Origin of the sequence: Kitasatospora sp. NPDC057542 (genome assembly GCF_042801945.1) — a bacterium.
Taxonomy (GTDB): domain Bacteria; phylum Actinomycetota; class Actinomycetes; order Streptomycetales; family Streptomycetaceae; genus Kitasatospora.
This window is the reverse complement of record NZ_JBHVFE010000252.1, coordinates 1-12717: the sequence shown is the minus strand read 5'-3', so window position 1 is coordinate 12717 and position 12717 is coordinate 1. Positions and strand designations below refer to the sequence as shown.

The 12717-nt window shown below is 70.6% G+C and carries 13 protein-coding genes and 1 pseudogene; 5 read left to right on the top strand and 9 right to left on the bottom strand.

Annotated elements, in window-relative coordinates; all coding sequences use genetic code 11:
• On the top strand, positions 1-1164 hold a 1164-nt coding region (locus ACFU7Y_RS27210; protein WP_380769953.1), incomplete at its 5' end, for a HesA/MoeB/ThiF family protein.
• 217 nt (positions 1165-1381) lie between these two features.
• Here the strand turns inward: ACFU7Y_RS27210 and ACFU7Y_RS27205 are convergent.
• A complete protein-coding gene (locus ACFU7Y_RS27205) occupies positions 1382-3313 on the bottom strand; it encodes an ABC transporter ATP-binding protein (RefSeq protein WP_380769952.1) in 1932 nt (643 codons plus the stop codon).
• A gap of 56 nt (positions 3314-3369) precedes the next feature.
• A complete protein-coding gene (locus ACFU7Y_RS27200) occupies positions 3370-4020 on the bottom strand; it encodes a lasso peptide biosynthesis B2 protein (RefSeq protein WP_380769951.1) in 651 nt (216 codons plus the stop codon).
• Between the two features lie 417 nt (positions 4021-4437).
• On the opposite strand from ACFU7Y_RS27200, the gene ACFU7Y_RS27195 reads away from it, so the two are divergent.
• Positions 4438-4881: a hypothetical protein gene (locus tag ACFU7Y_RS27195; RefSeq protein ID WP_380769950.1), complete on the top strand. Its 444-nt coding sequence runs from the start codon at positions 4438-4440 to the stop codon at positions 4879-4881.
• 281 nt (positions 4882-5162) lie between these two features.
• On the opposite strand, the gene ACFU7Y_RS27190 is transcribed toward ACFU7Y_RS27195, so the two are convergent.
• The 3 genes from ACFU7Y_RS27190 to ACFU7Y_RS27180 all read right to left on the bottom strand — a co-directional run bounded on the left by ACFU7Y_RS27190 (position 5163) and on the right by ACFU7Y_RS27180 (position 7666).
• Positions 5163-6542, bottom strand: a complete 1380-nt coding sequence (locus ACFU7Y_RS27190) for a helix-turn-helix domain-containing protein (protein WP_380769949.1) — start codon at positions 6540-6542, stop codon at positions 5163-5165.
• A gap of 210 nt (positions 6543-6752) precedes the next feature.
• Positions 6753-6899, bottom strand: coding sequence for a hypothetical protein (locus ACFU7Y_RS27185; RefSeq protein ID WP_380769948.1), 147 nt, complete (start codon positions 6897-6899; stop codon positions 6753-6755).
• Entirely contained in the window at positions 6896-7666 is a 771-nt protein-coding gene (locus tag ACFU7Y_RS27180) for a DUF4277 domain-containing protein (RefSeq protein WP_380769947.1), read from the bottom strand. The genes ACFU7Y_RS27185 and ACFU7Y_RS27180 overlap by 4 nt, the downstream gene beginning before the upstream one ends.
• Before the next feature lie 63 nt (positions 7667-7729).
• Between ACFU7Y_RS27180 and ACFU7Y_RS27175 the strand changes: the two genes are divergently transcribed.
• The 3 genes and pseudogenes from ACFU7Y_RS27175 to ACFU7Y_RS27165 all read left to right on the top strand — a co-directional run.
• Entirely contained in the window at positions 7730-7957 is a 228-nt protein-coding gene (locus ACFU7Y_RS27175; protein ID WP_380769946.1) for a hypothetical protein, read from the top strand.
• A gap of 43 nt (positions 7958-8000) precedes the next feature.
• Positions 8001-8417 (top strand): hypothetical protein, encoded by a 417-nt coding sequence (locus ACFU7Y_RS27170; protein WP_380769945.1) that lies wholly within the window; start codon positions 8001-8003, stop codon positions 8415-8417.
• Positions 8418-8458: 41 nt separating this feature from the next.
• Positions 8459-9585, top strand: a pseudogene (locus ACFU7Y_RS27165) (IS21 family transposase); the annotation flags it as partial.
• 28 nt (positions 9586-9613) lie between these two features.
• Here ACFU7Y_RS27165 and ACFU7Y_RS27160 read toward each other — a convergent pair.
• From ACFU7Y_RS27160 to ACFU7Y_RS27145, 4 genes are all read right to left on the bottom strand, one after another.
• Positions 9614-9889: a hypothetical protein gene (locus tag ACFU7Y_RS27160; protein WP_380769944.1), complete on the bottom strand. Its 276-nt coding sequence runs from the start codon at positions 9887-9889 to the stop codon at positions 9614-9616.
• A gap of 321 nt (positions 9890-10210) precedes the next feature.
• A complete protein-coding gene (locus tag ACFU7Y_RS27155; protein ID WP_380769943.1) occupies positions 10211-10831 on the bottom strand; it encodes a 2'-5' RNA ligase family protein in 621 nt (206 codons plus the stop codon).
• 10 nt (positions 10832-10841) lie between these two features.
• A complete protein-coding gene (locus ACFU7Y_RS27150; protein ID WP_380769942.1) occupies positions 10842-11588 on the bottom strand; it encodes a hypothetical protein in 747 nt (248 codons plus the stop codon).
• On the bottom strand, positions 11589-12320 hold the full coding sequence (locus ACFU7Y_RS27145) for a helix-turn-helix domain-containing protein (protein WP_380769941.1): 732 nt from the start codon (positions 12318-12320) through the stop codon (positions 11589-11591). It abuts the gene before it with no gap.
• Positions 12321-12717: the final 397 nt, after the last annotated feature.

Below are 12717 nucleotides of genomic sequence, written 5' to 3'. Positions count from 1 at the left end.
GCGCAGGGGCCGGGCCCGCCCCTTCCCCCGCCCACCCCCGCCCCGAGGAACGTGATGGGACACCCCCGCCTGCGCACCGAGCACCAACCCAGCATCCGGCCCGACAGCCAGATCCAGATCGGCGCCCTGCCGAACCTCGCGAGCATCCTGCCCGACCCCGGCGGCTGGCGCTGGAACCTGCTCCAACTGCTGGACGGCACCCGGAACACAGCCGATGTCCTCCAGACCATGAAAACCGCGCACCCGGACGTCCCGGCCGCACACATCGGGCGCCTGCTCACCGACCTTGCCCGGGCCGGCCACCTACACGACTCCGTCACCAGCAGCCCACCCGCCGACATGGCCCCCGACACGGTCCAACGCCGCCTGCGGAACGCCGAGTACCTGGAAATGGTCGACCGCCGGCCCGACCGCACCGGCTGGGACATCCAAGCCGCCTTGGCCCGGGCCGTGGTGACCATCGTCGGCATCGGCGGCACCGGATCCGTTGCGGCCGCAGCACTGGCCGCTGCCGGCATCGGCCGCCTGGTCCTGGTCGACCACGACCAGGTCGAGGAGTCGAACCTGAACCGGCAGATCCTCTACACGGCCTCCGACATCGGCCGCCCCAAGATCGACGCCGCCTGGGATCGGCTGAAGGAACGCCACCCGGACCTCGACGTCGTCACAATCCCCGAGCAGATCACCCTCCGGGCCCAGTTCGCGCGGCTGATGCGAGGCTGCGACCTGCTTATCCTCGCCGCCGACCAGCCGGACGGGCTGCGCCTGACCGCCAACCGCGCCGCCATCGAATCCGGCTGCGCCTGGGTCGACCCCGGCTATCACGGCCCCGTGATCAGCACCACCCTGTACGTGCCCGCCGACGGCAGAGGGTGCTGGGAATGCCTGCGCCACGCCGACGCCGTTGCCCACGGCCTGCCCGGCATCCGCGCCAACGTCCCGCCCGCGGCCCTGCCCCGGACCACTGGACATCCCGTCACCGCAGTCACCGCAGGCCTCGCCGGTACCTGGGCCGCCCACGCCGCGATCACCCACCTCACCGGCACCCGCGAGTTCACGCCCGCCACCGTCTACCGGCACAGCCTCATCGCCCCCGCCGACCAACCACTCGCACCCCTCACCTACCCCCGCAACCCCCACTGCCCCTCCTGCACCACAAGCTGACGGCGCCCCGCCCGCCACCACATGTTCACCCCTGGAAAAGTTCGAAGCTCGCAGGCCGGCAGGCGGTCAACTCGCTCGGCAAGGGCGTCGTGTCCAGCAGGCTCCTGATCGCGGCCTCGTTCCTCCAGCGCCGAGACACGCACCGACGGGCGGCCCCCGACTCGGTGGCCGCCCGCAGCGGTCGACGGGATCGCGCCCTCCCGGGCTGCCTCACCGGTCAGTGATCGCCGTACGTCTGCGCTTGAGTACGCCACATTGCCGCGTAGCCGCCGTCGGCGGCCAGCAGCGTTTCGTGGGTGCCCTCCTCGGTGACGGTGCCCTTGTCCATGACGATGATCCGATCGGCGGTTCGGGTGGAGCCGAGCCGGTGAGTGATCAGGATGACGGTGCGGCCCTTGGCCAGGCACCGGATCCGCTGGTACATTGCCTCCTCAGCGAGCGGGTCGAGGGCGGAGGTCGGCTCGTCGCAGACCAGCACCGGGGCATCCTTCCTGAGGAACGCCCTTGCCGCGGCAAGGCGCTGCCACTGGCCACCGGACAGGTCCCGGCCGCCCCAGAACGACGGGGCGAGGTTGGTGTCCAGGCCGTCCGGCAGGCCGGCAAGCACTTCGTCCGCGCCAGCCGCTGCTGCGGCAGCCAGGATCGCCTCGTCGCCGTGGTCCGTGCCGAGCGTGATGTTCTGCCGGGCGTCGGTCTGCCACCGGGCGATGTCCTGGGGCAGGATCGCCAGCCGGGCCCAGATCTGCTCGGGCGGGGCGGCGGCCAAGTCCACGCCGTCCCAGGCCACGGAGCCCTCGGCCGGATGGTAGAGGCCGACCAGGACCTTGGCGAGGGTGGACTTGCCAGAGCCGTTGGTGCCGACGATCGCCAGTACCTCGCCCTGGCGGACCGTCACGCTGACGCTGCGCAGCGCCGCCGCCCCGGCGCCGTTGTAGGAGAAGGTCACGTTGTCGGCGCGGATCACGCTCGGGTTGGTCGGCACGTCGACCGGCTCCAGCAGCGGGCGGGCCCGCCGCTCCGCATCGGCGATGAACGACTCCCAGTCCCCGAGGTACAGGCCCACCTTGTAGGTGGTGTTCAGGCCAGTGACGAGGTTGGCCAGCAGCATGCGGCTGGTCTGGGCGGCAACCACCGCGGTGCCGGCGGCAGCGAGCGGCACCTGCCTGGCAACAACCAGCCACAGCAGCGCCCCGTACACCAGGAGCATCGCGGTGCCGGCGAGTGCATCACCGGCGAGCTGGTAGCGGGCGGTGGCGGTACCGACGCGGCGGGCGTGCTGGTCGAGCCGGTCCACGAGGGTGGAGAACTCGCGCAGCAGCCACGGGCGCATCGTGCTGGCGCGCACATCCAGCGCGGTCGGCCGCCCGGCGGTGTGGTACATCAGCGTGTGCCGCAGACGCCGGTCGGCCAGGGTGTGCCGCTCGGCCAGGTGCTCGGCGCGGGCAGCGCGGATCGCGGCTGCGCCGCGCGGCAGGACCGCCAGCAGCAGCAGCGGGACGAGCAGCGGGTGGAGGGCGGCGAGGATGCCGACGGCGGCAAGCAGGCCGAGCAGCCCGGTGGTGACGGCGGACAGAGAGTCGACCATGATCCGGGTGTCCTTGCTGGCGCGGTTCGCCGCCTCGCTGTGGTTGCACCACTGCGGGTCGTCGTAGGCGGCGAGCGGAACTCGGGTGGCGGCGTCGAGGTAGCGCATCTCAGCCAGGCCGTCCACGCGGGGCCCGATCCGGGCGGTGACGGCGGTGGTGCCTGCGGCGGCCAGCGAGCGGGCGATGCCGACGGCGGCGATCACCACGAGCGCCGGCGCGGCATTGTGCAGCCGCTCGTCCAGCGGGCCGACGGTGAACAGCGGGACCAGGGCACCACGGGTGGCATAGAGGGTGACGGCGGTGAGAACCCCGCCGAGGAGCAGCAGGGCGCCCAGGGCTGTGACCGCGCGCCGGTCGGCTTGCCAGGCGAGCCGGGTCACGATGCCGCACAGGTGCGGCAGGCGCCGAAGGACGGTGGCGAAGCCGTCGGTGCCGGCGCTGTCGTGGCGCTCGGCGCTGACGGTGTACTGCGGGAGTACCCCGTCAGCGGGTTCGGGGCGGCGGGTGCGGAACAGGAAACGTCGGCGGCCGGCGGTGGCCGAGGGCTGCTGAGTAGTCGTCACGCCGGGGCCAACGATTCACCCGAACGGGTGTAACGGGCCCTGGGGGTGGCGAATCCTCAAGCGGCCGGACCGACGTGGAGGACCGGCAGGTATCGCCACACACGGTCGGCCGGCTCCTGGCCGATGATCTCCCCGCCTGCTTCGGTCCAGGCGTGGGCGCCGCGAGGCAGGAACGTAGCCCCAAGTACCCAGCGCACCCGGCGACCGGTGATTGCCCCGGTCAGGAACACAGTCAACGACTCCTCCAGACAGGCCACCCGGCCCGGCCACCAGCGCGCCGCCCGCCGCACCGCGTAGTGCGCGGCCTGCGCCTGGGCGACGGAGGCCGGGCGGCCCGGCAGCGCGGCAGCAAAGCTGTAGCGGATCGGCAGGCGCAGCAGCACCAGCGCGGCCGCCAACGCGAGCGGCGCGGCCAGACGCAGGCCCACGCCGATGCGGGCGGGGGAGGCGAAGTGCACCGTCGGAGTGGCCTCGCCCGCCTCGGTCGGCCACTGCGCCGGGTCGAGGAGGTCGGCCTGCCGGAGGGCGGCCAGCACTGCGGTGAGGTCAGCCCGCACCTGCTCGGGGTCCGTACCGCAGTCCTGCCAGTGTTTGGTGAGCTGGTCGATGGCCTGCTCGGCGGGCACCCCGCTGGTGATGGCCCGCCACAGCTCGGCGCCGATCGGATCCAGGAAGCGCCAGCGGCCGGGGCCGCGGCGAGTGTCCATCAGCGCGGTGCCCCAGGTGCTGGTGCAGGCGTGCTGAGCACCAGCGCTTCGGGCACAAGCTGCTGCGCCTGCCGCTCCAAGGCCCGGTCCTGGCGGCGGGCGCGGCCCAGCGCGAGCTGGACTTCGAGGGGCAGGAGTCCTCGTGCCTCGGCGCTGCGCTCTGCCGCCGTCCGGCTGGGGTGGCGGGCCGGACGGTCCGCACGCGGCGGCGGAGGGGTGAGGTCAAGCGGTCGGCCGAGCCCGCGTTTCGGTGATGTGCCCACGACTCGTCAAGATACTGAGTCGGACACGCCCCGCGCATCCGTACCCGAACCCAGGCGCAGCGTACGGGTTTCGGCGGCAGCAGCTGGCGGAGCCCGCTGGCGGGCCTGTGCCAGACTGGCGCGCCAACAACGGTGACACGGGAGGTCCCGGTCCATGTTTGACCTTGTCGAGGAGTTCCAGGAGAGCATCTTCGAGGAGCTCATGGATTCCCGAGTCCTCCCGGACAAGCGGGGCCGCAGTGAGACGGCGGGAACGTATCGACTGCTCGGCATCACCGTGCAGTGGTCCACCACCGCTGCCTCGGGACTCCTGGTTCCCGCGGCTTGGCCGAAGGGCTGGCAGCGGGTCCGCGCCGAGGCAGACGGCTACGGGTTCTACCTCACCGACAAGGCCGGAATCCTGATGGTCGAAGCGGTGGCCAACTTCAAGCCGTACGAGCACATCGGGCGCATGTCGCTCACCGACGCCGGCCGCCGTGAGGTCCGGCGCCGGTGGCGCAAGCTCCCCGAGACGACTACACCGCTGCGGCCGAGCGGCTGCGGGTCCTGGGCTGGACGATCGGCGCCGAAGGCCCTACCGGCGTGCAAGTCATCCTGACCGAGGCGGCGGGCGCGCGGGCCGAGGAGCGGGAGGCTGTTCGCAAGTGGCGCTGACCAGGAAGGATTGCGGTCTAGCGAAGATCGCTTCCCAGGCCGCTGTAGATCGTTTCCCAGACGCTCCAACGTGGCCCATCTCTCATCCGCATCAGGCGGGAGTGACGAACAGGTCGTGCCTCAGCTGGGCCACTGTGTTCTCGGCTACATGTGGCGAGAACAGGGTGAGTGCTGAATCGGACCGTCGCTGCCCGTGCAGGCCTCCGACCAGCGACGGTCCGGGGATCAGTTGGCGACGCCGGCCTGCCGGGCCCAGGTAAGGATGCGGGCGCGCTCGTCACTGGCCCACGCGGATGCGTTGATCGTCCCGTCACGAGTGATTTGGGGTGCTTCGGCGAGGCCGTAGTGCTGGAAAAGGTCGCCAATCAGGAGCGAAGCGGCCTGGACCAGGCCGGTGCCGCCGTCGGCGAGGTCGTCCACGAGGGCGTGAGCCTGACCGGTTGCGATTCGTCGCGCAGTAACGCCTGAACGCTGAGCTTTCCCCGACACCAAGCGTTGGTGGGCGAGGTGAATCGGTTGCCAGCGGGATGCGGTTATCGCCGGAACGGGCGAATTGGTGGCCGTGCGGCTGATGAGCCGGGTGCGAATCGCGGCAGTTCCCGACGCGCCGGCGCGGGTGGCGGCATGTTGTGCAAGGTGGCGCAATGCGGACATGACCAGGGTGACGATCTCGTCGGTGTCGGCGCCCTGGCCCCACGGATTGGTCTCACTGGTTTCCAGCAGCCAAGTCTCCAGACTCATTCCCCAGGCGCCGGAGCCGTCGCTGTGGAGCTCGGCAACGCACCATGCCGGATCATCGTCGAGGAGCACGATGCGCCGCGGTCCCACCCGCGTCTGCGTAAAGGTCGGGCCGGTGCGTCCGAGTAGGGGTACGGCCCGCAGTTCCTGCTCGGTGACGCGCTGCAGGGCACGGTTGTCGATGATCATGTCGCCTGGGACGTCGGGCACCAGGGCCACTGTCAGGAGTGCCCTTCCCATGCGGTGGACCCGTACGTCGTCCACGAGGTGGTCGGTGGTGTCCTCAATGTCGTTGTCGACGTGTTCGATACGCTCGCCGCGTTCGGTCAGCTGTTGGAAGCGGCGCCGATAGGCGGTGGCAACCTCGATCTCGGTCAGCCAACGGGTGGTATCCCCGTCCCGCCGCGGATAAGCGAGCCGATGATCCTGGTTGTGCTCGACGACCGCATGCGGGCCGTCCAGGCTGCGGGGCACAGCGATCAGCAGGATGCCTTGGGTCGAACCAGGAGCGTCTTGCTTCGCCATCAGCTCGATCCGGGGAACTGGCCGAAGGTTGGAGGCGATGACTGCCCGTATCTGCCGCAGCCGCCCGTCTGTGAGCTCGACCGGCACGACCGCCGTGGGGACACGGGATTTGCGGTCATCGGCCAGGCCAAGTACGAGCACACCGCCGACAGTGTTGGCCAGCGCAGCGACGTCCTTGGCCAGTTCGGCCTTCTTCTCAGGACCGTAGTGGGCGACCTTGTAGTCGAGGTCCTCGTCCTCGCACGCCTCCGGGTTGCCGACCAACGCAGCTAGCTCGGCAAAGGTGACCTGTTCGAGGGGGCCACCGAACAGCGCTTCCAGGCGGTGGAATCTGGCAGACATAGCCCGACCTTAGTGGCCCATACTTGCCGAAGTCACCGGATTGAGCTGTTCACGAGCGGCTCCGGGACGAGGCCGACAGATCTCGTTGAGGACCCGAGGTCAGTCAGAGGTCGGGTCAGACCTGCCCGGGAACCGCTCATGAACATCCTCACTGTCAGTGGTGGCCCGGCGGTTTGTGAGCCGCTAGTCCCGGACTTCGCACATGTGGTTTTAGGTCTCCAGCCAGCGGGGGCGGGTTTCATCGATGCCGAGGAGTTCGAGCAGATGTGCTTGGACTCCTCGGTTGATGAGGATGGTGGGTGGGCTGGTGGTTGTGCCGGGCCGGATCATCAGGCTGGCGAGGTGGTAGAAGATCATGCGACTGGTGGGGCGGACGGATCGGTTGTCCGGGGTCCCAGAGCCTGGCGTACTTGGCGTTCGATCAGGCAGAAGATCAGCAAGGTCAGGCAGATCACGGTGATCAGAGCGGCGATGCGCCGGTTGTGCTGCAGGAAGACTGGCGCGACCGCGAGAGGGCCCTTGAAGTCGTGGTAGCGGCGTTCGACCACGGCCTGGCCTTTGTAACGCAGCAGGACCTGCTGGGCGGTGGCCTGTTCGGGGGTGAGGTTGGTCAGCAGCGCGTACCAGCCGTCGACCGAGGCTTGAGCATCGAGGACGTCCTGGTCGAAGTGCCATTCCAGGACGGGCCGGCCCTCGGGGCCGGTGCTGACGGTGGTGCACAGGCAGTCCTCGACCCGGCGGCTCCTGGCGATCACGCCGATCCGTGCCGTGATCTTCTCGGTCGTGCCGTAGAAGCGTCCTCCGGCTCCGCGCTGGAGCTTGTCCAGGTCCTCGGCCGCGCGGGCCAGGCGTTTGACGCGGGCGAGCCGGTCGTCGCCCAGCAGGTCCGGCTCAACGCCGAAGACCTCCTCCACGGCCCATTCCCGGGCCCAGTCGCCCACCCGGACCAGCGGCGCCGGGGCGGACAGCCGGTTGGTGATCAGCACCTCGATCACCTGGCCGTGCGTGAGGTGCGCGACCTTGCGGATTGGGCACAGCTCGTCGACGATCCCGGCCACGTCCAGCCGGCGCAGAAACTCGGCAGAGGCAGGCAGAGCGCCCAGACGCCTCTCCACCACGGCCATGCCGCCCCACATTGCCCAAGATGTCCTCTCCTACGAGCCGACCCGGCCCAACGGCCGCGGCTGGTGGACATCCGCGACAACCTCATCGCCCGCATCGTCGAAGCCGAACGTGAAGGCTGGGGCGGCGAAGCCGAGGGGCGCAAGGTCAGCCTGGCAGCGGCGAACGCCAAGCTCGCACAGCTCGACAACCTTCTCACCCGCCGCTCGACAGCCGTCAACCTGGGCATGCCGACCTTCGCCGACATCGCCACGGGCACCACCACTGCGGCGACGGACCCGCGGCAGCTCTGAATATCCATGGCCGCGGAGAACCTGCACCACCTACGCTCCACCCATGCGCACCGTGTTCGTCTTCCCTGCAGGTGAGCGAGCTGAGACGGTCGCCTCACTCGATCGGCATCTGCCCCAGCAGCGCGAGCCGTGGGTTCTGGCCGGCAGCCTCTACATCGACATCGACGATGAGCAGAGCGGCCACCTCTTCTCCGACTGGGATCCCGACGACGTGGCGGCCGTCGAAGCGGCCCTCGGTCACCACCCGACCTGGGCAGTCCAGATCGACATCTCCGGTCGGATCGATGGAACCGCGGAGGTTCGCCAACTGGTCACGCTGCTGCTTGAGCACGGAGGCGTCGCGACTGACGACTACTCCGACCGCGCCTGGACTCTGCAGGAAATCGAGTCCGGGGCCGAGTTTGACGGCCTGCACTTCTTCGACTTTCGCACCTACCACGAGCTCTACCACAAGCGCTGACACCCCAGCCCGACCAGCGCTCAAGCACAAGTTCAGAGAAGATCCCGGAGCCGGCGATGTGGATGCAATGGGACTGGGGAGAGGGCCCGCGCATCGGCTCCCGGCGCACGAGCCTGTGGTGCGCGTGGCTGGCCTGGTCCCGGTTCCGCGTGGTCATCCCGGTGTTCGACAAGACCCTGCCGACGGTGGCGGCCTGCCTGGACGCGACGTTCCGCGCGATCGGCGGGGTTCCGACCTACTGCCTGACCGACAACGAGAAGACGGTCACGGTCGAGCACGTCGCCCGGATCGCGGTCCGCAACCCCGAGCTGGTGCCGATCGCCCGCCACTACGGCACCGTGGTGCGGACCTGCATGCCGGCCGACCCGGCCTCCAAGGGCGGGACCGAGTCGACGGTCCGGATCGCCAAGCGGGACCTGGTGCCCACGCAGGTGAACCTGCGAGCCGAGTACGCCGACTTCGCCGCGCTGCAGGAAGCCTGCGAGGGCTTCATGACGGAGGTGAACAACCGTGTCCACCGCGAGACCCGCCGGATCCCCGCAGAGCTGCTGGTTGAGGAACGTCTGCGGCTGCATCCGGTGCCCGAGTAGCCGTTCACCGCCGCGTTCGGCGAGACCCGGCGGGTCGGCAAGGACTCGACGATCTCGGTCAACTCGGTGCGCTACTCGGTCCCGCACGAGCTCGTCGAGGAGAGCGTCTGGGTCCGTTTCCACGGCGACGACCTGATCGTCACCACCATGGTCGCGGGCAGCGCGGCCGAGGTCGCCCGTCATACCCGCTCCACGCCAGGCAACCCGCGCATCGCCGACGAGCACTACCCCGACGCCCCGCGAGGGGAGCGCACGCCGAAGCCGACCAACCCGGCCGAGGCCCAGTTCGTGGCCATCGGACCTGGGGCGGCGGCCTGGCTCATCGAGGCCGCGGCGGCCGGCACCCGCTGGATCAGGGCGAAGATGGCCGACGCCATCGCACTGGCCAAGCTGCACGGCACCGCCGACGTCGACCAGGTGCTGGGCACCGCCGCGACGGTGGGTCGCTTCGCCGAGAGCGACCTGCTGTCGATCCTGGACCACCAGGGCGAGCACGACCAGGTCGAGCCGATCCCCGCAGCGAGGCCCACAGCCTGCAGCCGGGCACCTCCGCCTGGTCAGGCTTCGGCTCGAACTGAGCTGACCCGGCCGGCCCCCGGCCAGTGCTCAGTCTTCGTCGTCGACCAGACCGCAGGCGCCGGGGAACGACTCCAGGAACTCCCGCCGGTGCGGGTCCGGCTCGGTCGCGGCCAGATCCGTGAGCGTCTTCAGGAACCGGTCGAGTTGGTCCTCCGGCAGCCGCTGCAGCACTCCGGCCACGCTCTCCATCATCTTCACCGCGGAGTCGGGATCGACCTCGTCGTCCTCGCAGCCGTCGAGGAACCGGACGGTGTCGACGACCAGCCCGGCGAGAACGGGCACCAACGGGTCCATGTCAGTCATCCGGGCAACCTATCCGACCCTCAGGACAACAAGAACGACAGCCGGCCGACGGCATCGAACCGCCGTCGGCGGCCGGGGACGGCTCGGTGGCGGTGTAGCCGTCCGTCCCGTGGGCGAGGTGGGCGAGGTGGGCGGTGATGCGGCCGGTCCCGGCGCCGAGCTCGACGACTTCAAGTCCCGCGAGTGCGTCGGTGGCGAATCGGTCCAGGGCGGCGGAGAGTTTCGGGGAGACCGGGCGGTCTGGTCGGGCATCGGGCCAGGTTGAAGTGGGGCAGCGGGCTCCGATACTCCTGGCCAGCCTGAGCCTGGACCTGGCGCTGATCAGCCGAGCGCGACGCGGGCAGCAGTCTCCCACTCGTACATCTGCCGGTCGCGGCCGAGGACGATGAGTTCGGCCGAGGTGACGCGGGCGGTGGCCGGGTAGCTGGTGACGCCGGCGAGGGCGTCGGCGGCCGGTCGGGCCGGGCCGTCGGCGTTGGAGTAGGCCACCGAGACGTGGGGTCGGAAATTGTCGGCGGGCTCGGGGACCTCGGGCCAGACGTCGGCGATGGCCGCGCGGATGGCGGTGCGGACGGCGCGGACCGGCTCGGCCGGGTCGACGGTGAGGAGCAGGGCCTCGGGGGTGACGATCGCCCGGCCCAGGGCGAGGTCGAACGCCGGGATCTTCGCGAGGTGGTGGGCGGAGGCATCGGCGATGGCGCGCGCGTCGGCCTCGCCGACCTCGGCGGTGGAGCCGAGGCCCTGCATGGTGAGGTGCAGCCAGCGGTCGGGGACCAGGTCCAGCCCGGGGACGCCGGCCAGGGCATGGCGGTAGTCGGCTGCCAGGCGGTGGACGTCGTCGGCGCCGTCGAAGGTCAGGTGCCAGGTGTACCAGCGGGTGCCCGGGCTCCAGCCCGGACGCCACCACCAGTGATCGGCCATGTGCGCAGGGGTGTCAGTCATGGTTGCCGATTCAATCACTGTCCGGGCCGGTGAGGCAGAGGGCGACGCTGGCTTCGCGGACGGCAGTCTCCACGACGCCTTGCAGGCGGCGCCCGGCGGCGCTGGCGCCCATGGGCGATCCGGCGGCGTGCCGGGCGAGGTCGCGCAGGCGCCGGCGGACGGGGGCGGTGCGGTGCTCGGCCGGCAGCGCCAGGACGGGGGAGAGAGCGTCGAGAACGCCTTCGGGTTCACCGGCGAGCAGGAGGGCGCCGGCACGGGTGATGTGGAGCTGGGCGATGGTGCCCAGGGGCCGGACGTCCTGGCGCTGGAGAGCGGCAAGCCCGCGGTCGGCGTGGGAGAGCGCCCGGGTCGGGTCGTCACCGCGCAGGCAGATAGCCGCCCCGTAGTTGGCCAGCCGCCCACCCGTGCAGGCGAACAGCCCGCCGACCCGGTCGTGGAAGGCATTGGCGAGATCGAGCTCGGAGGCCCTCTCGGCTCGGCCGAAGGAGGCCTTCGCCTCGGCGCGCGCACCGACTTCCGCCCACGCGTCCGCGGCCTGGCAGTGGAGCAGCACAGTGACCGTTCCGGGCGCCTGGAGGGCGGCGCCGCGTTCGGCGTGCTGGATGGCCGCACGGAACTGCCCGTCCCAGAACGCGAGCTTGCTGCACGTGGCGGCGACCCACGCCTGGAGGCCCGGATCGCCGGCCATCTCGGCGGCCACCATGGCGGCGCGGATGTGCGTCCCGGCCTGCCTCTTGTGCCCGAGGTCGCTGGTCATTCAGGCCATCATCGCGGCGAGGTAGCCGGCGGTCGCGAAGAGTTTCTGGCGGTGCTCCAGGTTCTGGTGCCCGTACAGCAGGTCCCAGACCCGGACGAGTGATCTGTGGGTCTGCCCATAGACCTTCAGCGGGTCCTCGGCCATGAGGTAGTCGGCGGCGAAGCCGCGGGTGTCGGCGGCGTACTGCTCCACGCTCACCGGCCCGCAGTTGGGCACCTCGGCCCACTGCGTCCACTGCGCCGACTCGTCAGCCGCGGTACGGATGAGGTCGACACCGGTGAGCGGCACGTCGGGCACCGGGGGGACCGGCACCGCAACAGCGCTGGCCGGGCCGTCGGCGGCCCGGTGCCGCAGCATCCGCAGATCGGACTCGGGCAGGGCCCGCCGGTCTTCCAGATCCAGCAGGTCCTCAAGCGAGGCGCCGTAGAGCTCGGCGAGAACGGTGAGTACCCGCAGGGTGACCCGCCGCCCGGTCTCTCCCGGCCACCGCTCCCACTTCCCGAGGAGGGAGGCGTCCGTCGCGGGCCCGGCAGCCCCGACAGCGCTGTTGAACCGGTCGGCCGCCTCCTGGAGGGTCCAGCCATGAACGTGCCGCCAGGCCTCACGCGGACGGAAGCCGAAGCGGGCGCGCATCTCGGCGGCGATCGTCGCCGGCGGGGCGCCGACGGCGAGGAGTTCGGTCCGGAGCGAATCCCGGCCGGCCTTGGAACCGGGCTTGGGGCGTGGAGGCATGGTGGCTCCCGGAGGGGTGCGGCGAGCGGCCTGACTCCCTCACCGTAGCGACCCGGATGTGCCACAGGGGTCACACTGCGCGAATCCGGCGTGACGCACTGTCCGTTTCTGGCCCGATGGGCGAAACATCCGCCCGCGTCAGCGAACTGACGGTCCGTCCGGAAAAGGCGGTCACCGCCGCCCGTGACCGAAGCGGGTCGAAGGCGGGACCGTAGTACCACCGCCGTTCACTGCGCGTCCGCTCTCGGACGGCAGGGACGCGAATCGAAGGAGGGCACCATGCTGTCGAAGTCCGCCGCCATCGCCATCGCCGCGAGCATCGACCCGGAGGAGAACCCGCAGGTCCTGGAAGACCTGGTGCTCGCCGAGGACGTCGAGCAGGAGTGGTAGTCACCAC